This window comes from Ruminiclostridium cellobioparum DSM 1351 = ATCC 15832, assembly GCF_000621505.1.
GTDB lineage: Bacteria > Bacillota > Clostridia > Acetivibrionales > DSM-1351 > Ruminiclostridium > Ruminiclostridium cellobioparum.
On the sequence record NZ_KK211290.1, the window covers coordinates 240,895 to 261,916 of the forward strand.

The following is a 21,022-nucleotide window of genomic DNA, read 5'->3' on the forward strand; positions in this document are numbered from 1 at the left end:
CTATATTCATAGGTTACAGGCCCCTAACCTTTAACTGCTCCCACAGTCAGACCTTTAACAAAATATTTCTGAACAAATGGGTAAAACAACACAATAGGGCCGATTGTAACCAGGCTTGTTGCCATTCGCACCGAATATGCGGGAGGTATTATGCCCTGTTTGGCGTTGGGATTAAGTGCCTGTACTTCCGAGGAGAGATTTGATACCAACGCTCTCAGAAGCAGCTGCAATGGCTGAAGATGCCTGTCATTTATAAAAAGCAGACCAAGCCACCAGTCATTCCAGAAAAACAAGCTGTAAAACAGGCCTATTGTAGCCAGTGCGGGAAGAGACAGAGGAAGTGCGATCTTTATAAATATGTAAAAATCCTTTGCTCCATCAATTTTAGCAGACTCTATCAATGATTCCGGGATTGTGCTGAAAAACTTTTTTAACAATAGCATATACCATGGGTTTATAAGGTATGGTACAAACAAAACCCAAATCGTATCCTGAATTTTCAGGTACTGGGTTATTAAAATATACCAGGGTACCAGCCCTCCGGAAAACAGCATGGTAAACACTACATAAAACGATATCTGGTTTCTGTACTTAATAGTTCTGAGAGAAAGTCCATAAGCCATCATTGACGTTATAAGCATTGCAGAGCAAGTTCCCAGTATTGTAACCGCAATAGTGATTTTATATGCACCCAGAACCCTGTTTCCTGCAAAAATGGTTCCAAATGCATCTATTGAAAACTTCTTTGGAAACAGCTGATATCCATTTTGGATTATTGACGTTTCATCGGTAAAAGCCCCTGCTACCATTAACCAAAAGGGTAAAAGGCAGAATAGTGAAAACAAAATAATTGATAAATAGGCTACGATGTTATACATAAAATTGCTTTTATTATTTTTTATTTTTGAATGTACCATTATCATTCCTCCGACCTTTTTCAAGAAAATTTGCTGCGCTCAATTTTTATAGTGCTCATTTCATATAGCGAACAACTATGTTAAAGTGATATAAATTCCTATACGCTAAAACAGCGCTCCGTCACTCTGATATTTCCTTACCAGCAGGTTGGAGCCAAATACCATTACAAAGCACATTACCGACTGGTATAAGCCAATTGCCGAAGCCATTCCGAAATCGGACATCTGTCTGAGTGCTCTGTAAACATATGTATCAATAACGTCGGTGGTTGCATATAACATACCGTTGTCACCGATTATCGAATAGAACATTCCGAAATCTCCATAAAAGATTTTACCTATCTGGAGTAATGCCAGAACCAGAATTGTCGGCATAAGCAGCGGAATTGTAATATATCTTATCTGTTGAAATTTACTGGCGCCATCGATTGATGCGGCCTCATAGCATTCCATATCAAACCCTGTAATAGTGGCAAGATATATTACAAGGTTATAACCGCACCATTTCCAGATATAGAAAATAACCAGTATAAAAGGCCATAGACCAGGTGAACTGTTCCAGCTTACCGGATCAACATTTAGCGTCCTCAGAAAGCTGTTTATTGCTCCGTTGTCACTTGCAAAAAAACCTTGAGTGATAATACCCACAATGGCCCATGAAACGAAATACGGTAAAAACATTACCGATTGTGATATTCTCTTAAATCCGTTAGCTGTAAGTCCGTTTAAAAATATTGCCAACGCCACCGAAATAACCGTGCTGGCTATTAGGAATAACAGATTTAGATAAAACGTATTAAATGTAATTTTTAAGGCATCTCCCGAAGAAAAGAAGAATTTAAAATTATCAAAACCGTTCCAGCTGCTGCCGAATATTCCTTTTTTGATATCATAATCCTTAAAAGCCGTAATTACACCTACCATAGGAATATACGCGAAAATTAAGAAAAAGAGTATTCCCGGTAAAATCATGGTATATATGGATTTATTTTTTTTGATTTCATATAATAATCCATTATTAGGTTTTATTTTTTTTGATTGGTTTATTTCATAAAGTCCTTTAGCCACTGCTAAATATTCCCCCCAACTGTAAAATGTTTTGCATCCTTTGCACCATGTATCATTTGCATCATATGTTGTATCTGATGCATTAACTTTAGCATTAGGGAGTATATATTTTAAACTTTTCAATTTAACATTTACTTCAAAAGTTAAAAGTTTTAAGCCTATTTATGTTTAAATAGACTCATTATTTTAACTATTTATTTGAAATTTTATAGCAAAAAAATCTGTGAGATGGGCCTTATATCTGTTTGATGGGCACTTTGACGGTCGGTATAATAAATTCGGCTGAAAGAAACCACAACGGAATGTCATGGTTGTGATTTTAAGGATACAAATTTGAATTGGGTCATTGCTGGAATATTCTATCCAAACAAGAGAAGGTATCGGAAGCCGATACCTTCTCTTGTGGAGTTAATAATTAGGGTTAAACTCTGACTTTATATTTTAAATTAGATAACACCACATACATCAGACTACCCAATTATTATGATTGAATTTGACTTCATATTGTAACTTTTTAAATATCCTCCAATAGACATGTTACAGGTATATTCAATGCGTCACTAACCTCAAACAATACTTCCAATGAAAAGGGCTTATCACAGTTCTGAGCTTCAATCTTCGTAAGGTAACTCATGCTGATAGAAATTTTATCGGCCAGTTCCTGTTGGGTAAGTCTCTTCTGTTTTCTATAGTATTTAATTTTTTGTCCTATCTTCTTATACTTATCAGAATACTTGCCTGTCATTAATTAACACACCTCAAATAGATTGTATCTGATTTACTCATAATTAAAGTTTCACCTATAGTGAAACTTATGCTATAATGTTAACTATGTAATGTTTGTAGTTGTAATCAAATAATTTAAATAGGAGGCTTATAAGATGCAAGCCAGGAAATTAACTGTATACAGCACAACATCAGGTAATGCAGAAGTGCCACAAATTAGAATACAAGGCAAATGGCTGGAGAAAATCGGTTTTCAGCCCAATTCAAAGATTATTATTGAGGAAAAGTACGGACAACTGATTATTGCAAAGCAAAAATAAAGAAAATATTTGACTAAGGTTATGATAAATATTTTCAAACCATCATAATTTTTATTACATTATAATACATATTTGAATAGATAGGTCAGTACTTGAACCCGGGCTGGGTAACACCAAAAGAAATACCTCTCAACTTTGTCGAGGTATTTCTTTTAGATCTCCTAATCAAAGTTCAACTGTTGACCTCACCCTTGCCCACGGATTGGAAAATTTTAATGTAATCTATTCAAAAATTTGATACTACTGTGTTTTTAATGTTGCAATGTCCGTGATTTTATAAGAGTAACCCGTCTTATTTTTTCGGAAGTTAAAAGGCTGTGTCAAGCACTAAGCGTAAGGTTAATTCACAGGTTATTAATTATTTGACTGTTGAAAACGAGAACAAAACAGTCTTTCTTTAAATAATTAACTCCTAATAATTATTGTATTGATTTTTTGTGATTACATAGTTTAGTTTATCTTCCCATCTATTATTCATATTATAGAATTGTTCTTCCTTATTAATGAACTTAAATCCAAAATTATTAAAGATCCTTTGCATTTTTAGGTTAGAACCCATTGTATCAGCATAGATATTTTTTAGTTTTAATGTATTGAATATGTAATCTATAGCTAGTTTTACTGCCTTGGTTCCATACCCTAATCCCTTATAATTGTCATTGGCAAGAAAGATACCAAGTTCACATTTACCTTTGTCATAATCAATTCTTTTAATTGAAACCTCGCCAATTACTGTTTCATCTAATAAAAAAATTCCGATTCTTGGGTACACTGACTCATTTTTAGTAATAGAATCAAAACGAATATTAACTTTTTCCTCATTATACAAATATGGATTTGGGTCCATGACCGAATCTGCAACATAAGACTTCCATAATTGATGATATTCATTTCTTTTAAATGACCTTAAACAAATATTATCACCTTGAATACTTATCATAAAATGACCTCCAAAATACGGCTATCTTAACAGTTTGCTTATTATGAAGTCTCTACCTACAAACAATAGCCATCCACTTTAACATACAATATTAATAATATTACTATTTATTACAACTAAATACAACGAATAATAGTTAGATATGACGCGAAATAAAAATAAGCTATTTCTGTCAAATTTCTGTCAAAACAAAAACTTCCGAGATTTTACAATCTCGGAATCCTTAATTTTATTGGAGCTCCCAATCAGAGTCGAACCTGACCTCATCCTTACCATGAATGCTCTGCTCTCAAAAACCTTCCCAATACTTCGTCATGCTGCTCTCCTCCGGTGCTCTCGTATCTCATACGCTCCGCTCCTCGGATCACGCCTTCCTTGTATTGCTCGCTTTTTGCTTCGCAGGCTCTGCCCGGCAGAGCGCTTCACGTTACGCATTGAGGTCAGCATTTGCATCCGAGCCAGGAGCACACAAAAAGAAATACCTCCTGACTTTCGTCGGAGGTATTTCTTTTTGGAGCTCCCAATCAGAGTCGAACTGATGACCTCATCCTTACCATGGATGCGCTCTGCCAACTGAGCTATGGGAGCAGCTATTAAGTTTTGTGGTGCGGTCCACTCTCTGTACAGGCTTGTCCTCGGCCGGAGCCTTCCGGGTTTGATTCCTGAGAGCTTTTGTATGCTGCTGCGTCAGGAGTTCCTGCCAATACCTTGGTTTTATTACTGGAGCGGGTGATGGGAATCACGCACGCTTCTCGTGCTTGTGACGTCGCCCACCATTCGTTTTACTCACGGTGCCGGGCTTCCTACTCTCACTACAAAACGGTCGTTCAGACCCTTTTGTGCAGACTCTGTCTGCCGTTCGAGCCCTCTCGGGTTCGATTCCTAAAGATTTTTATATTACGTTAGGAACTTGCTTATCAAACCTTTAAGTTTTTTTGGAGCGGGTGATGGGAATCGAACCCACGCAATCAGCTTGGGAAGCTGATGTTCTGCCATTGAACTACACCCGCACTCTATGTAGCAGGGCTAATGGACTAGAGAATTATAGCATGTTTGCCCTGCCTCCGTCCAGTAGCATTTAAGCCTGTTTTTGACGATTATGCTTTCTGTTCTTCAAGATATTTCTCCAATTTACGTTTTACTCGCTGTAGCGCATTATCAATTGATTTTACATGCCTGTCCAGGTCCTCGGCAATTTCCTGATAGGATTTGCCTTCCAGGTAGGAAGTCAGAACCTCCCACTCAAGGGAACTCAGTATCTCGCCCATCTTGTTTTCAATTCCCAAAAATTCTTCCCTGTTTATAACAAGCTCTTCAGGATCGCTGATGTTTTCCTCACTGATGACATCCATCAGGGTTCTGTCGGATTCTTCATCGAAAATTGGCTTGTTTAATGAAACATAGGAATTCAGGGGAATGTGCTTTTGTCTCGTAGCCGTTTTGATGGCAGTAATAATCTGGCGTGTTATGCATAGCTCCGCAAAGGCCCTGAAGGATGACAGCTTGTCCCCTTTATAGTCTCTGATTGCCTTAAACAATCCAATCATACCTTCTTGTATAATATCTTCGCGGTCAGCTCCAATGAGAAAATATGTTCTGGCCTTTGCCCGAACAAAGCTCTTGTACTTGTTGATAAGATACTCCAGCGCTTTTTCACTACCAGCCTTTGCCTCTTGTATTACATCCTCATCTATCATTCCGGTATACGTCTGATAGACCTCAGCCCTTACGTTAGTTTTCAATGCAGTTGCCCCCACTTTTCGGCTAATTAAAGAATGGTAAAAATAGAGATAGACACTCACACTAAATTATATGGGACTACCCCGATTATGTCAAGCTTTACTTTCCCTTACGGATCTTATCAAGTTTTTCATATATGTCGGGTGACACCTTTGACATGATTTCATTACTTTTTATCGGATGCTTGTGTTTGTATCCGCTCTCGTCGGCAGCCTTCAAATCGGTTTGAATTTCCATCCTGAATTCTCTGGGAGACACCCTTATTCCGCCTGAAGACATTGTAATGATCTGTTCCAGGAAATCGGAGGTTACAACCTTTACCAGATTGGACCTTCCATGCAGATAAACAAACCTTTCAATAAAGCTGTCGGCCGTTTCACCTTCTTTTGTATATACGACCTTGAGTTTATCAAAATCCTGAACCCTATTGGGACCGCCTTTTTGCATATAAGCATCAAAAACCACTATTATTTCAATATCCTTGTAACCCTGATAGTTGGAAAGCATATTGAGAAGCCTGTCTCTGCAGTCCTCCAGGGAATCTTTTTTTAAATCAAAAAGGTCGGTCCATTGATTTATAACATTATAACCATCTATAACCAGATACTCCATTGACCCCATTACAGTCAGTATTCATGGAATGACTAAATAATAAAAACCTGATCCTTAAGGTGATATTTATGTTATTTAATCTTTTCCATGCTACCTATGACCTTCCCCTTTGCTTCAATATCTCGTACATAACAATTGCGGCTGCAACTGAAGCATTTAATGAGCTTATTTCACCCTGCATAGGGATATTTACAACAAAATCACACTTTTCACGAATGAGCTTGCCCATTCCCTCTCCCTCACTGCCCACAACCAGCGCCAGAGGACCCTTCAGATCACTTTCATAAAACGCCTTTTCACCTGTTGCATCAGTGCCCACAACCCAGACATTGTTTTTTTTCAGGTATTCTATCGTCTGGGCAATATTTGTGACTCTTGATACCGGAACATATTCCACCGCCCCTGCCGCTGCCTTTGAAACCGCCGAGGTCAGGCCTATAGCTCTTCTTTTTGGAATGATCACACCATGGGCACCCACCGCATTGGCTGTTCTGAGGATTGCTCCAAAATTGTGGGGATCAGCGATTTCATCCAGAATTATAATAAAGGGAGGCTGCCCTTTTTCCTGCGCAAGCTGTAATATATCATCAACCTCCACATATTCCTTAACCGCCACAAAGGCAATAACACCCTGATGGGATCTGGAACTCGACATGCTGTCCAGGGCACTTTTTTCCACCTCGGTCACTATTATGCCTTTTTCTCTGGCCATGGCCACGATCTGACGGATGGAGCCTTCACGCTCGCCTTTTATTACAAATAATTTATTTATGGTCCTGTTGGCCCTCAAAGCCTCTAAAATAGAATTTCTGCCTTCAAGCTTGTCATTGTCTCCAAGCTGTTCCTCCTGAACCTCTGCGTCCAATTTAGGCTCTCTTGGCATACGTTTCTCAGGAGCTGTCCCGCCTGATTTTTTCTCCTGACGGGGTCCTTTTCTGCTGCCGTCAAACTTATCCGTCTTTGATGTTCTTTTATCTCCGAAGGAACCCCTTTTATCAGCTTCAAATCTGGGGCTTCTCCTGTCGTTGAATGAGCCTTTTCTATCGCCGCGCATACCGTTTCCCGATCTTCTTTCCCCTGCCATATAATCTCCATTCCGCTGCCATGCAGCGATATAATATAATAAAATATAAATAATAAAGTTACACTTGTGTCAAAGTCAGTTATTTCCCGACAATTACTCCTGACTGCCGTCTTCCACCGACATCCTCAATATATCCATCAGTCTCTCGGTTTGTTTTGTAAGATACAGATAGCCAACAAGAGCTTCATACCCTGTGGAATACCTGTAGTCAGTCACTTCAGCATGCTTTGGCACTGTTGCGGATTTTGCATTCCGCCCCCTTCTGACCACATCCTGCTCTTCGGCAGTGAGCCTGTCCATAATACGTTTTACGGTGTCGGACTGTGCTTTGGCCTTTACGAACTTCACCGACATTTTATGAAGCATGTTTACATTTGTCTTCTTATTTACAACAAGCATTGTACGGACATAAGCTTCATAAATGGCATCTCCGATATATGCAAGAACAAGAGGCTGCAGATTCATCACTTCAATGGGTTTAATATCAAAATCCCCGCGCATATTGCCAATAATATCTTCAAACATTATTATCTCCAAACTGATTTTTCAAATTCCAGGTATCCAGGGACACCAAAAACACCGGCCGGTTAGTCCGGTTCTGTTCCTGATGACTACTGCTATTATACACTAAAGTTATTTCAGTTAAAACAAATTTGTATTGAGAAAACATACCTTCTCATATATATTTTCTATTTACTTTTTATTTACATTTTATTTATATTTTTATTGGATGCCCTGTAACTTATCCACAGCTATTCAGGTATAATCCAAGTCAAAGCACAGTATATTAATGATAATCTCATGTTTTTCCACAATTTATTCATAATGTGGACAGGTTTTCTGTGGATAATGTGGACTAATCTGTGTATATGTTTAAAATAGGCTTATCCACGTTGTGAATAAAATAACCCCAATTTAGCATACCAAATTGGGTAAATTCTTATGAAAACAAAAAATATGAAAACCGGTAACATAAAATTATATTTGTATCTCCAAACCCACGGGACAGTGATCCGAACCCAGTGTTTCCGAAAAGATATATGCATCGTTTATCCGGTCCTTAAGGCACTCAGAGACGCAGAAATAGTCGATTCTCCAGCCGGAATTCTTTTCTCTGGCCTTGAACATGTAGGACCACCAGGTATATGCGTCGGTCTTGTCGGGATAAATGGTTCTGAAAGTATCCACAAAACCATTGTCAAGCAGCTGGGAAAACTTCTCCCTTTCCTGGTCGGTAAAACCCGCATTTGTCCTGTTTGTTTTAGGATTCTTCAAATCGATCTCCCGGTGGGCCACATTGAGGTCCCCGCACAGGATCACAGGCTTCTTTTGCTCCAGCTGCTTGAGATACGTTCTGAAATCGTCCTCCCACTTCATTCTGTAGTCAAGCCTTTCAAGCTCTCTTTTGGAATTTGGAGTATACACATTCACAAGATAAAAAGTCTCGAATTCCAGAGTGATTACGCGGCCCTCATTATCGTGCTCCTGGATGCCGATACCGCAGGAGGAGGCTACAGGTTCGATTTTGGTAAATACCGCAGTGCCGGAATAGCCTTTTTTCTCCGCATAATTCCAGAACTGGTGATAGCCCTCAAGCTCCAGCTCTATTTGACCCTGCTGCAGCTTGGTTTCCTGCAGGCAGAATATATCGGCATCAGTTTGCCTGAAAAAATCTAAAAACCCTTTATCCATACATGCCCTGAGGCCGTTTACATTCCATGAAATAAGCTTTATCATACGTTTCTCCCCCACTGATATTATAAATTCAATATATAAATTTAAAGCTTTGCCTTAATGTATTTTCAGTCCTTATAGTCGGTAACATCCAAAACGCATATTGTACGGCAGGAGAACTTTTCCCAGAACCATGCATAGGAGGGCGGAATAATTGCTTTATTCCAACTGACTGTGGCGACGTCCCGGAAAATTTAACCGCCGGCAATATATGATTTTCAGGTGCTACAGACCACTATTATAACATAGCCCTCTTCAAGCGGCAAATGGATGGCCCTTTACTTTTTCAACCCTCCAAAGCCCTCCGCTATCCTTATGAAGCACACGTCCAGCCACTTGGTATTCATGGCCTGATTATACCAGTAAATCTTGTCAATTCCCGACTTCTGGCTTATGAATTCCAGGGCTTTTTTAAGGTCGTCATTATCGGCAAGTGTCTTAAGTTTTATATACCCCATTTTGCCGGTTAATCTCACCAAATACCAGTTTCCGCTCAAAACTGCCTCAATATTTGCCGTGCCGCCGGCCTTCAGCTTTGTGACAACCGCAGAGGCCTCATCAGGCAGGTCATAAATATTGATATCGGCAGGCACGGTCTTAACCGACTGTTCAAAGGTTATTTTGGTATCGTTGTACTCCCCAGTGAAATATTTCAGCCTGCCGAAGGTATTGAAGGAATCAAACAGCTGGGTATTGACAACACCGTAGAAAGTTCCTCTTGCATGGGTTATCCTGTCATTCCCCGTATAGATGCCGCAATGTACTATTCCGTTGGTGTCAGTGTTTCTAAAACATATGTCGCCCGGTCTGAGCCGGCCTTTGCTTACAGGGCTGCATAAAACAGAAAAAATGCTCTGGGCCGAATAATCTGCAATCATGGGTATTAAGCCCATTCTCCGCAGTGTATATACAATCAGCCCTGAGCAGTCGAAATATTGATAGCCTATCCACTTTTCCGCCGAATAGTTAGTATAATAGTACTTTGATTTTCCGAAGGTATTGACCAGCTTTGCCAGTGCCTCACCGGTCAACGGCTCTCCGTTCTGGCCCCCGTAAACATACCCTGCCCCGATTTTGGAATTGACTATTGCTAAAAACTCCTGAAGCTTGTTCAATGAAATCCACCTTCCCGTTTGATTTTTTTATGATAATTTCATAATATGAGGAAAATAAACTTCATGCTATTGGATTATTTCATTCCTGTTTTCTACGTTGACTTATTTTCATTTAACCCGCCGGCAATATATGAATTCAGGTGGTACAGACTACCAGCCTGGTGGAGAAGTACCTTTCCAGCACCTTTTCCCTGTCAGGCAGAAGTATGGGTATCTCCCTGCCGTTTTTTATTTCAAGGGATTTGACATTAATTTTAGATATCGAATCAATATTTACCAGGTAACACGGATGACATCTTATGAATTTGCTGCCCTCCAGCTGCTTTTCCAGCTCATCCAGGCTCGAGCCGGTCTTTATGAGGTAATTTTCGGTGTGTATGATGCTGGTGCCGTTAAGGTTTTCAATATACCTGATGTCCTGCTGAGGCACTTTTACATGGGTTTTCTCGGATAAAACCTCCAGACTGCGGTTAAAAATATATTTTGAGGAACGCCTCAGGCAGGATCTTACACTGCCCTCCTCCAGAGGTTTGACAAGATAATTTCTGATCCCCAGCTCATAACCTTCCTGAAAATTTGTTTCCATATCGGTAATTAAGACCAGGATAGCCCCGGTATCAATTGAGCGGATTTTTTTAGCCCCTTCCATATTCTCCAGCCCGGAATGGTACAGATCTATGAATACCATCTGGTAGGAATTGGCCGAAAATGCCCGAAGCAATTCCTCACAACTGCCATATGCATCAATGCGGCAATCCCAGGATCGTTCGGAGCAATACTTTCTTATATAGCAGGATAAAATATCCCTGTCTGGCGGAATGCGGTCACATATTGCAATATTCATGTTTGCCCTCCTAAATAAAGCTGCGTTTAATGTTATAATACCGATTAACCAATTAGCATAACATGTTAATTTAATATTATACATTACTTTTACTTTTATGGAAATAGCATACATTAACAATATTTTCCGCGGCATATCCCGGTAAATAATAAACAAGGACTTAAACAAATCCGTTTAAAGCACCGGTTTGTTTAAGTCCTATGATTTGTTCATTTTATATTATATAGACTATATACACCTGCATTCCCTTACAAAAACCTAACCTTTGGTCCTGCTGCCGTATCTTCCACAACAATTCCCATGGCTTTCAGCTCATCCCTGATTTCGTCGGAACGCTTCCAGTTTTTCTCGGCTCTGGCCTGCTGCCTTTCGTCCACCAGCTTCTGAACCTCTGGACTTATTTCCGGACCGTTGTCCTGGATTTTCTTTTTGCTTAAATCAAAACCGAAGATTTTATTCATTCTGGTTAGAAGCTCAAATATCTGCGGCGAATTCTTGCCGTATCTTACGGCATTCCAGGCTATTCCCAGGGCTTTGGGTATGTTCAGGTCATCATTTACCGCTTCTTCGAATTCACGGAGGAATTCATCTGTTACGGCCGCATCAACCTGCTCTGTTCCGTCCTTATGTGCCAGCGCTCCTTCAACAAATCTGTCATAGGATACCTGGGCCGACTGCATAACCTCCCAGGTGAAATTGAGCTTGTTCCTGTAGTGTGCATTCAGGCACATATATCTGAATGCCAGCGGGTCAAAGCCCTTCTTTTCCAGATCATCAATGGTATAGGTATTGCCCAGGCTCTTGGACATCTTTCCGTTATTGACCATCATGAACTCACCGTGCATCCAGTAGTTGACCGCAGGCTTGCCCAGCAGTGCCTCCGACTGTGCCAATTCATTTTCATGGTGTACCGGGATATGGTCCACTCCGCCGGTGTGAATATCAAAAATATCACCCAGATATTTTCTGCCCATTGCGGAGCACTCTATATGCCAGCCCGGATATCCCATTCCCCACTGGCTTGGCCACTGCATGATATGCTCTTTTGGAGCCTTCTTCCAGAGGGCGAAATCAGCTGGGTGATGTTTTTCTTCATTGACCTCCACCCTGGCACCGGCTATCTGATCCTCAAGGTTTGCCCTGGAAAGCTTTCCGTATCCCTCGAATTTCTGTATGTCAAAATATATGCCGTCGCTGGTTTCATAGCCAAAACCCTTGTCTACAAGGCCATTGACAAACTCCAGCATTTCGGGTATGTGCTCTGTTGCCTTCGGTACAATTTCTGGAATCTCCACATTGAGAGCCTTAATGTCCTTCATAAACACGTTTGTATAGTACTCTGCTATTTCCCAGGGGGTTTTTTTCTGTTCACGGGCTCCCTTCAGCATTTTGTCTTCACCGTCATCCTCATCGGATACCAGGTGTCCCACATCTGTTATATTCATTACATGTTTCAGGGAATAACCGTTATATTCCAGAACTCTTCTTAATATATCCATGAACACATAGGTTCTCAGATTGCCGATATGGGCAAAATTATATACGGTAGGACCGCATGAATATATTCTTACCTCTTTATCATTTATTGGCTTAAACTCTTCCTTTTTTCTTGACAGTGTATTGTAAACCTTCATCCTTGCCCTCCATCCCGTGTTATACACGCGGTAATAAAAATTTCTATTAAAGCTGCTTTTATATTTTTATCCATGTTTATTTTTCATGCTTATTGTCACTGTGCCTGCTTTCTTTCCCTTCCCTTGCCTTCATATCTGCATGCAAACCTTCATCCCCGGATTTGAAACACTGCCGCTCCACATGCTGAATTCTGCTTTCCAGTCTGCAGATTTCCTGTGAAATCGGGTCTGGCATATGTATCTGATCCAGCGATTCGGAAGGACTGATAACTCTCCTGTTGCCTTTCTTGACGGTTCTCCCCTTAACTCCGACTACGGTTGAGTAGGGTTCAACCTCAAAGGACACAAAGGTATTGGCACCAATGGTAGAATTGTCCCCGATTTTAAAGGGCCCCAGAACCTTGGCGCCCGCACCTATTAGGACATTGTTCCCCACAGTGGGATGGCGCTTTGCGCCCTTATCCTTGCCTGTTCCCCCCAGGGTCACTCCGTGATAAATAGTACAATAGTCACCAATCTCGGCCGATTCACCAATTACAACACCCATGCCATGGTCAATAAACAGGCCTTTGCCTATTTTTGCACCGGGATGGATTTCAATTCCTGTAAAGTGACGTGCAAACTGCGATATAAATCTGGCTGTGAAGAATCTTTTCTTCCTGTAAAACCAGTGTGCCGCCCTGTGATAAACCAGCGCATGAAAGCCCGGGTAAAGCAGTATTACCTCCAGGGTACTTTTGGCGGCAGGGTCCCGGCTTGCTATTAATCTGGCATCATCAAGTAATTTGCCCATATTTTCGTCCTTTATATATATTGTTTGCAGCTATAATGCTTGCAGTATTATTCCTTATACAGTATATTCCGGTAAAAATGTCCTGATACACATCAGGATAAGTACGGCATTAGTTATAGACATTTTAACAGTTTTGAAATTCTATGTAAATAAGGAGTGAGACAACTTTTTTGGACAAAGCGAAGGGGCATTTCTGCCCCCTATGCCTAAGGAACAGCCAAATAATAACTTCCGATTCTAAAGCGGCTATTTTTTCGTTATAACTGCGTTGTCGTCAATCGGAATATAGTAAATATTCCTCACTCCTCCGCCTTGCCTAACGAAACAATACCTCGCTTTACTCTCCGGAATTTATTATTCAACTGTTCCTTAATTAATTCCCAAAATGGCGTCCCCAGTATTTTGACACCTAGCCCAAGCTAGGTGGGTGTCCCGGTGGCATTTTCAGTCTTCCTTCGCCGTTGCACAACGTTCACGCCGTGTGTCGGAATTAACCAAGGCCTGACATAGAATACCAGACAGCAGACTCCCTTATTACAGATGTAGGTTCAAAATAAAAGGTTTTATTCGCTCATTTCAGGATATCTTATTAACTTGGAAAAGATAAGCCTGATGTGACTCAAATCCTATCATTCACTGCGTTTTATAGCCCTATTATAACACCTGTAACATACATTGTAAAATATTTTAAAAAATTGTATAGGTAATATATCTCCTGCTATCTGCCGTTATCTTTCTCATAATGAATCTCTTTACTATATTCTCTGATACCTGTTTTTTGTGAAGCCCGGTACAACCCTGTAAAAAGCCTTTACAGGCGTATGGCACTCAACTGCCACGTTTCTTACAACAGGCAGATACTCTTCCGGAAATTTCAGGCACAAACCACAGCCGCCTTTAGCCACATTACATGGAGTCGAAACTATATCGAATTTTAGACCTTTCCTTTCAAGAGCAGATTCCAGCTTATATACATAATTACCCGTTTCCAATACTGCTATGCACTTCATAAAAACCACTCCATCTGCATAAAAAATTATTATATGTGCCCTTATTTGCTGTGAAGCTACTATTGCTGTCATACTACATAATATAGAAGCGATGGATAAAAAGTTCCGTACGAAGGAACCGCATATTATTTCCGGGGGGACATCCCTATCCTGTTCAGCCTTGCATGGTAAAACAGATACTGCTGGGCATACCCTGTCAAAGCTCCAAAATTATCTCCGGCATACTGCTGTATTTCCTTGAGACTGGCTTCCCTTTTCAGGTACAGCTCCTCCATGACTCTTTTTACCCAGACATCGGTAGGAAAAACATCATATTTCAAGCCGCTGAACAGCAGGATGCAGTCGGCCACCTTCGGGCCCACTCCCGGGAGCGTCATAAGTTCTTTTCTGGCGGCTTCGGTTTTCATCTCCATAAGCCTGTCCCTGGTGATATTTCCGGCCTTCATCAGCTGAGCGGTCTGATAAATATATTTACACCTGAAGCCGGCCCTGCACTGTTGTATTTCCTCAAGCGAAGCCGCCGCCAGCTGTTCAATTCCGGGGAAGCTGTAGCTGGAACTGCCGGCCTCGATGCAATCGCCCTTCAGCATGGAAAGTGTGTCCACGGTTCTCATTATTCTCGGTATCATATTGTTGGCTGAAATGATAAAGGAAATGAGCATCTCCCAGAAGTCCTGCCGCAGCAGCCTTATTCCGTTACCGGTCTTTATGGCCTCCCGCATGACTTCATCCCTCTCCAGGACTGCCTTTATCCGGGAATAATCGGTCCCCAGATCAAAATAATCAAACCAAATATCCATAAAGTCCTGTATTCCCGAGTTTTCTATATACAGCGTCTCTCCGTCAAAGCTCACCCTGGCCGCTCTGCCGTTGACAATCCCCCTGTAGCTTCCGTCGGGCTGTTTGATCCACCTGAAGCATTGTCCGCACTCAAATATATGCGTCAGATCAAAATCCTTTACATTCCCCACCTTTAGGCAGCCGCCCTTTTCTTCTAACATATAACCCTTGTATTTCATGAGTGTTCTCCTTTTTAACCCCTTTTACTATTAGTTCTTACCCATATGTTTTTTGTTGAATCAATTTTTCTCTGAATGGATTGCAGTATCCGAACTGTCAATAAAGTGATATAATTCATTATTGTAATACAACAGGTCGAAGCGGGCAAATGTCAAATACTGCCCGGTTCAAATATGATTGAAATATGATTTATGATGGCATATTTGCCGGACAAGTATGGCTTGATGGCTTAATTAATTTTTAATTTAAAGTTTATAGTTTAAGTATAGTTATAGGAGAAACATATCTTATGAAGGAAAAGATTTATACCCTGCCTGTTACAGACGCTTTTGCAGTGGAATGCGAATGTCCGCTCTGCGTCCTGGAGAAAAAACTTGAGGAGGAAAGTGTTGAATATGCACTGGGACCTGCTCTCATGGAGCCTGACAAACGCCAGGAAACCAATGAACTCGGGTTTTGCCGCACTCATTTCGAAGCCATGTACAACAAACAGTCCAACCGCCTTGGACTGGCTCTGATGATCGATACCTTCCTCCAGGAAAAAAACAAAGCTATGAAAAAACTTTACGACAGCAAGGCTGAAGCCTTGAATAAGGACGCCTCCACAGGTCTGGTAAAAAACCTGTCCAACAAGCTGTCCTCAAAGCAGACCGATACCGAAAAACTTGTGGCCGAGCTGGTATCACAGCTGGACAATATCGAAAAAAGCTGTGCCATATGCCGTAAGCTTGAACACACCATGGACAGATATATCGATGTTGTTTTTCACCTGTATTTCAAGGAACCAGAATTCAGGGAAAAGTTCCATTCAAAAAAGGGATTCTGTCTGAAACATTTGAAGCAGCTGCTGTCCTCTACCAAAAAATATCTTAATGCCAATGAGACAGCAATCTTTACTAAAAATTTAATGGAATTGCAGCTTGCCAATATGGATCGGATCGAGAAGGAAGTTGACTGGTTTACCAAAAAATTCGACTACAGGTACAATGATGCCCCCTGGGGTAATTCAAAGGATGCGGTAATCAGAAGTATTCAAAAAATAAGAGGAAATAGTGATTTAAAATAGTAACATTTTATTATGTCCGGAAATATTATGTAAAGTAGATAGAGTATTTCTATCTACCCTATGAGCACCCAAAAAGACTGCTACCCCATCCCCATCCTGTACCGGTCCTCCCCCTGGCACAGCAATCAATGTCGCAATAACTACACTACCAGGGTGTCCGGGTCTTCAAAGTGAATCGGCGGACACCAGATGAAAAAGATATGGATTGTTAAAAACTTTTAGGTGCTCATAGGTAACAATATTCTTCCGGCTCACTTGCCTATCTTTGTCAAATCGTACGGAGTTTCCTGGTACACATAATAGTTCAGCCAGTTCAGGAATAAGAGATTCGCATGTCCCCTCCATCTTACTATGGGCTGTTTGTCCGGATCATCGCCGGGGAAATAGTTTTTGGGCACCTCTATTTCCAGTCCCTTTTCCACATCCCTGACATATTCGGCCTTAAGCGTAAGCGGATCGTATTCGCTGTGTCCTGTTGCAAATATGTGTCTTCCGTCCTTTGAGGCCACCAGATATACCCCGGCTTCTTCAGACTCCGACAGAATTTCCAGCCCGTCCACCCCGGAGATATCTTCCTTTCTTACCTCGGTATGCCTTGAGTGAGGTACATAGAATATATCATCAAAGCCTCTGAGCAGCTTGACATGCTCTTTACTCTTTGTGTGGGGGAATACGCCGAACATTTTGTTCGGAATATCATATTTGGGAATGCCGTAGTGATAATACAGGCCGGCCTGTGCACCCCAGCATATATGAAGCGTGGAGTAGACATTCGTGAGGCTCCAGTCCATGATGCGGGTCAGCTCCTCCCAGTAGTTCACCTGTTCAAAGGGTATTTGCTCCACGGGAGCGCCCGTTATTATCAATCCGTCGAAATGCTCGTTCCGGATTTCATCGAAGGTTTTGTAGAACTCAAGAAGATGCGCCTCAGGTGTATTTTTTGGTATATGGGATGCAGGATACAGCAAAACCGTTTCTATCTGTATTGGTGTATTTCCTATTAGTCTCAGCAGCTGTGTCTCTGTGGTTATTTTTGTTGGCATCAGGTTTAATATGACTATTTTAAGGGGCCTTATATCCTGATGATATGCCCGGTCCTCAAACATGACAAATATATTTTCTTTGTTTAAAATTTCTGCTGCTGGTAGATTATCAGGTATTCTAATTGGCATATAAGTCCCACAGGCCTTTCCGGCTCACAATATTTTTTATAAGGCTTTCGCACTTACCGTGAGCCGGGTAAGGCGTAAATTGCACATGCTGCGGTTTTTACAGTGTCCCGTTGCTTCCGGCGGCCAAGGACAAAGCCGTTAAAGTGTTTATCCGGCCGTACATCAGCATTTTTGAACACCGGTTTCCACTGAACGTAGTAATATAAATTATATATTTATGAAATGAAATGTCAACCACAAAGAACAAAGTCACTGCACAAGTTATGCCCCAATAACAAAAAGAGCTGCCGCAAAACCGGGCAAAAGCCATACACGATTGATATTATCATACAAGTACGCTTCCATATGACGAAGCATAGTTACAATATCTTTCATATGTATTTCATTTGCTTTGGTTTTGCAGCAGCCTTATTATGGGAACTATATTATTGATAAATCTACATTATGGCAGCTGTGTTATTTTATTTTTTCCAGGGCCTGGTCAAGGTCATATATGAGATCGTCGGCATCCTCTATTCCCACCGACAGGCGGACTGTATTGGGTGTAACGCCCGACTCGGCAAGATCCTTTTCAGACAGCTGTGAATGAGTGGTTGTGGCAGGGTGTATAACCAGGGATTTTGCATCAGCAACATTTGCAAGCAGTGAAAATATTTCAAGACTGTCAATGAATTTCTTTGCCTCGTCTATTCCGCCCTTTATTCCGAAGGTGAATATTGAACCTGCTCCCTTTGGAACGTATTTCTGCGCCAGCTCATAGTATTTGTTGCTCTTGAGGCTTGGGTAATTAACCCACTCCACAAGAGGATGATTTTCCAGATGTTCAGCGATTTTCTTTGTATTGCTGACATGTTTTTCAACTCTCAGGGACAGGGTTTCAAGTCCTTGAATGAAAAGGAAGGAATTGAAGGGGCTGATTGCCGCACCGGTGTCTCTCAAAAGCTGCACTCTCGTTTTTGTCACAAAAGCAACTCCGCCCAATTGTGAATACACCACTCCGTGATAGCTTTCATCAGGCTGTGTAAAGCCCGGGAATTTGCCGCTGGCAGCATAATCAAATTTGCCTCCGTCAACTATTACTCCCCCGATTGAAGTTCCGTGTCCGCCAATAAATTTTGTTGCCGAATGAATTACCACGTCGGCACCGTATTCTATAGGTCTGACCAGATATGGAGTTCCGAAGGTATTATCAATTAAAAGAGGTATTCCGTTTTTATGTGCAATGTCGGCTACCGCCTCTATATCTATTATATTTGCATTTGGATTTCCGATGGACTCTATGAATATGGCCTTTGTCTTGTCATTTATAGCCTTTTCAAAGTTCTCCAGGTCATCGGGATTTACAAAGGTTGTGGTTACACCGTACTTTGGAAGTGTTACGGCAAACAGGTTATAGGTACCGCCATATATGGTGTTTGCCGAAACTATGTTATCTCCTGCACCTGCAATATTTAAAATTGAATAGGTAACCGCCGCCGAACCTGAGGCTACAGCCAGAGCAGCAGTCCCGCCTTCCAATGCCGCTATCCTTTTTTCAAAAACATCATTGGTAGGATTCATTATTCTCGTATAGATGTTTCCGGATGCTCTCAAACCAAATAAATCTGCTGCGTTGTCGGCATCCTCGAATACATATGATGAAGTCTGGTAAATGGGAACAGCCCTGGATCTGGTTGTTGGATCTACTTCCTGCCCTGCATGTACCTGTAAAGTATCAAAACTTAATTTTCGGCTCATATGGCCACCTCCTATTTAATTCCTAGTATTACGATAAGTTTAATATATATTGATAATACTATACCTTTGTTTACCATTTAAGTCAATACATTTATTTGATTTATTTTTTGTTTTTCATGCGGAATTTGAATTTAAATTTCATCTTCTAGTTTTCTATATATTTTGATTTGATATTCAATGGCAGCATAATTTTTATTAATATGGAAAAAGACAATTGAAATATATGTGAGTACTATTTAATAGCGCAGGCGCACCATTATAAACAATAACTCATGTATTGCAATTGTCTTTATGTAAAATTTCGTTATTCTGTTATTCCGCTGCCCTTTTGTTTTTGAATACTGCCAGCAATACAACAACCAACACCAGCGAAAGTGCCGGTACTGCTGTGATATACCTGGCCCCCCAGTTATCAACCACCATGCCCGAAATCCATCCTGCAAGCACAGCCCCCATAGATCCGAAAGCCATTGCCAGGGCCAGGGCACTGCTGCTTTTTTCCCCTGTTATCCGTGTCATCCAGGTCACCAGCAGCGGGTAAAAAGGTGCACATGCAAAACCTGATATTCCGATCCAGACTATTGAAGCTGTCTGACCCGAGAAAATAACGCAGGTCAAAGCTACTACAGCCAGAATCCCATGCGTTATAAGGATCCGGGACATATTATAGCTTTTCAGCAGCCTTACTGAAAGAGATCTTCCCGCAAACATCGAAACCCAGATAAGGATACTCGCCAATATACCTGAAACCCTCCCATAACCCTGGTTTTCAAAAAATACCGGTGCAAAGCCCCAAATACCTATCTCTGCTCCCACATACAAAAACAGTGCCGACGGTGCAATCAAATATGACGGTGTTTTCAGGGCTTTAACATATATTGAAAAAGTATTCTTAAAAGATAGCTGATTACCGGTCTTCTCGTCCCTGTAGCCCGAAGTTATCAATGCTACCATCAGGCACAAACCTCCCACCAGGTAATATGCATATCTCCACTTATTGAACAGGAGCATAAAAATCAGCAGCAGCATAGGGGTCAATACAGCTCCCACGGTAAAAAACATGTTTATGAATGCATTATTTTTTTCAGCGTTTTGTTTGTCATAACCTGTAGCCAGAGATATGAGCGCGTTTTGGGTGATACTTCCAAAACCTCCGATCAGCAGGACTCCAAGGACAGTCATCCAGTATTGTGATGCTGCTCCGAACAAAAATGATGCAAAAGCCAGTATTCCAAAGGACAGGCTCAAAATTCTAAGCTTTCCGAATTTGTCCAGCAAAATTCCGCCCAGGAGTACGGCTATTGTAAAGCCGAAATACTGGATACTTACCAGACTCCCCTGCTGTACCGGGGTCAGACCGATTTCCTCCTTCAATCTTGGAAGGGCAAGTCCTGTGGAGGACAATATCATTGCCATTAAAATCATTTGATTGCACAGCAGTACCATACCTGCTTTTTTCTTCTGCTTCATAAATATCCCCTTATATGCTG

20 protein-coding genes, 2 tRNA genes and 1 other RNA gene are annotated in these 21,022 nt (G+C 41.2%); 2 read left to right on the top strand and 21 right to left on the bottom strand.

Annotation, left to right across the window (positions count from 1 at the left end; genetic code table 11):
- Positions 1–23: 23 nt before the first annotated feature.
- The 3 genes from T344_RS0121650 to T344_RS0121660 all read right to left on the bottom strand — a co-directional run bounded on the left by T344_RS0121650 (position 24) and on the right by T344_RS0121660 (position 2,730).
- Entirely contained in the window at positions 24–917 is an 894-nt protein-coding gene (locus T344_RS0121650) for a carbohydrate ABC transporter permease (RefSeq protein WP_004624603.1), read from the bottom strand.
- A 105-nt stretch (positions 918–1,022) separates the two neighbouring features.
- Positions 1,023–1,985, bottom strand: coding sequence for an ABC transporter permease (locus T344_RS0121655; protein WP_051572159.1), 963 nt, complete (start codon positions 1,983–1,985; stop codon positions 1,023–1,025).
- A gap of 514 nt (positions 1,986–2,499) precedes the next feature.
- On the bottom strand, positions 2,500–2,730 hold the full coding sequence (locus T344_RS0121660; RefSeq protein ID WP_027630439.1) for a helix-turn-helix domain-containing protein: 231 nt from the start codon (positions 2,728–2,730) through the stop codon (positions 2,500–2,502).
- A gap of 136 nt (positions 2,731–2,866) precedes the next feature.
- On the opposite strand from T344_RS0121660, the gene T344_RS30575 reads away from it, so the two are divergent.
- The gene (locus T344_RS30575) at positions 2,867–3,031 is read left to right on the top strand and encodes a SymE family type I addiction module toxin (RefSeq protein WP_084331306.1); all 165 of its coding nucleotides are present in this window, start codon (positions 2,867–2,869) and stop codon (positions 3,029–3,031) included.
- Between the two features lie 412 nt (positions 3,032–3,443).
- Here T344_RS30575 and T344_RS30045 read toward each other — a convergent pair whose 3' ends face one another.
- The 15 genes from T344_RS30045 to T344_RS0121735 all read right to left on the bottom strand — a co-directional run bounded on the left by T344_RS30045 (position 3,444) and on the right by T344_RS0121735 (position 15,556).
- Entirely contained in the window at positions 3,444–3,971 is a 528-nt protein-coding gene (locus T344_RS30045) for a GNAT family N-acetyltransferase (RefSeq protein ID WP_051572142.1), read from the bottom strand.
- A gap of 512 nt (positions 3,972–4,483) precedes the next feature.
- Positions 4,484–4,559, bottom strand: a tRNA-Thr gene (locus tag T344_RS0121675).
- A gap of 348 nt (positions 4,560–4,907) precedes the next feature.
- Positions 4,908–4,981: transfer RNA gene (locus tag T344_RS0121680), tRNA-Gly, on the bottom strand.
- Between the two features lie 87 nt (positions 4,982–5,068).
- Positions 5,069–5,713: an RNA polymerase sporulation sigma factor SigH gene (sigH, locus tag T344_RS0121685; RefSeq protein WP_004629038.1), complete on the bottom strand. Its 645-nt coding sequence runs from the start codon at positions 5,711–5,713 to the stop codon at positions 5,069–5,071.
- Positions 5,714–5,810: 97 nt separating this feature from the next.
- Positions 5,811–6,323 carry an NYN domain-containing protein gene (locus T344_RS0121690; RefSeq protein WP_051572144.1) on the bottom strand — a complete coding sequence of 171 codons (513 nt, stop codon included), beginning with the start codon at positions 6,321–6,323 and terminating at the stop codon, positions 5,811–5,813.
- Positions 6,324–6,417: 94 nt separating this feature from the next.
- Positions 6,418–7,206, bottom strand: a complete 789-nt coding sequence (rlmB, locus tag T344_RS0121695; RefSeq protein ID WP_422784868.1) for a 23S rRNA (guanosine(2251)-2'-O)-methyltransferase RlmB — start codon at positions 7,204–7,206, stop codon at positions 6,418–6,420.
- Between the two features lie 294 nt (positions 7,207–7,500).
- Complete coding sequence (locus T344_RS0121700; protein ID WP_027630442.1) at positions 7,501–7,932, bottom strand: Mini-ribonuclease 3; 432 nt, start codon at positions 7,930–7,932, stop codon at positions 7,501–7,503.
- 453 nt (positions 7,933–8,385) lie between these two features.
- Positions 8,386–9,144, bottom strand: a complete 759-nt coding sequence (locus T344_RS0121705; protein ID WP_027630443.1) for an exodeoxyribonuclease III — start codon at positions 9,142–9,144, stop codon at positions 8,386–8,388.
- 275 nt (positions 9,145–9,419) lie between these two features.
- On the bottom strand, positions 9,420–10,256 hold the full coding sequence (locus T344_RS0121710; protein WP_027630444.1) for an NlpC/P60 family protein: 837 nt from the start codon (positions 10,254–10,256) through the stop codon (positions 9,420–9,422).
- Positions 10,257–10,392: 136 nt separating this feature from the next.
- On the bottom strand, positions 10,393–11,100 hold the full coding sequence (locus T344_RS0121715; protein WP_027630445.1) for a LytR/AlgR family response regulator transcription factor: 708 nt from the start codon (positions 11,098–11,100) through the stop codon (positions 10,393–10,395).
- A 248-nt stretch (positions 11,101–11,348) separates the two neighbouring features.
- Positions 11,349–12,734, bottom strand: coding sequence for a cysteine--tRNA ligase (cysS, locus tag T344_RS0121720; protein WP_027630446.1), 1,386 nt, complete (start codon positions 12,732–12,734; stop codon positions 11,349–11,351).
- 76 nt (positions 12,735–12,810) lie between these two features.
- Positions 12,811–13,527, bottom strand: coding sequence for a serine O-acetyltransferase EpsC (gene epsC, locus T344_RS0121725; RefSeq protein WP_027630447.1), 717 nt, complete (start codon positions 13,525–13,527; stop codon positions 12,811–12,813).
- Between the two features lie 373 nt (positions 13,528–13,900).
- Positions 13,901–14,113, bottom strand: a non-coding RNA gene (gene ssrS / locus T344_RS30580) — 6S RNA.
- Between the two features lie 169 nt (positions 14,114–14,282).
- On the bottom strand, positions 14,283–14,537 hold the full coding sequence (locus tag T344_RS0121730) for a putative Se/S carrier protein (protein ID WP_004629072.1): 255 nt from the start codon (positions 14,535–14,537) through the stop codon (positions 14,283–14,285).
- A 125-nt stretch (positions 14,538–14,662) separates the two neighbouring features.
- Positions 14,663–15,556 (bottom strand): DNA-3-methyladenine glycosylase family protein, encoded by an 894-nt coding sequence (locus tag T344_RS0121735; RefSeq protein WP_027630448.1) that lies wholly within the window; start codon positions 15,554–15,556, stop codon positions 14,663–14,665.
- Between the two features lie 290 nt (positions 15,557–15,846).
- Between T344_RS0121735 and T344_RS0121740 the strand changes: the two genes are divergently transcribed.
- The gene (locus tag T344_RS0121740; RefSeq protein ID WP_027630449.1) at positions 15,847–16,623 is read left to right on the top strand and encodes a DUF6062 family protein; all 777 of its coding nucleotides are present in this window, start codon (positions 15,847–15,849) and stop codon (positions 16,621–16,623) included.
- A gap of 251 nt (positions 16,624–16,874) precedes the next feature.
- On the opposite strand, the gene metA is transcribed toward T344_RS0121740, so the two are convergent.
- From metA to T344_RS0121760, 3 genes are all read right to left on the bottom strand, one after another.
- Positions 16,875–17,795: a homoserine O-acetyltransferase MetA gene (metA, locus tag T344_RS0121745; RefSeq protein WP_027630450.1), complete on the bottom strand. Its 921-nt coding sequence runs from the start codon at positions 17,793–17,795 to the stop codon at positions 16,875–16,877.
- Between the two features lie 456 nt (positions 17,796–18,251).
- Positions 18,252–19,532 carry an O-acetylhomoserine aminocarboxypropyltransferase/cysteine synthase family protein gene (locus T344_RS0121755; RefSeq protein ID WP_004629016.1) on the bottom strand — a complete coding sequence of 427 codons (1,281 nt, stop codon included), beginning with the start codon at positions 19,530–19,532 and terminating at the stop codon, positions 18,252–18,254.
- Positions 19,533–19,844: 312 nt separating this feature from the next.
- Positions 19,845–21,002 (bottom strand): MFS transporter, encoded by a 1,158-nt coding sequence (locus T344_RS0121760; protein ID WP_027630452.1) that lies wholly within the window; start codon positions 21,000–21,002, stop codon positions 19,845–19,847.
- Between the last annotated feature and the right edge of the window lie 20 nt (positions 21,003–21,022).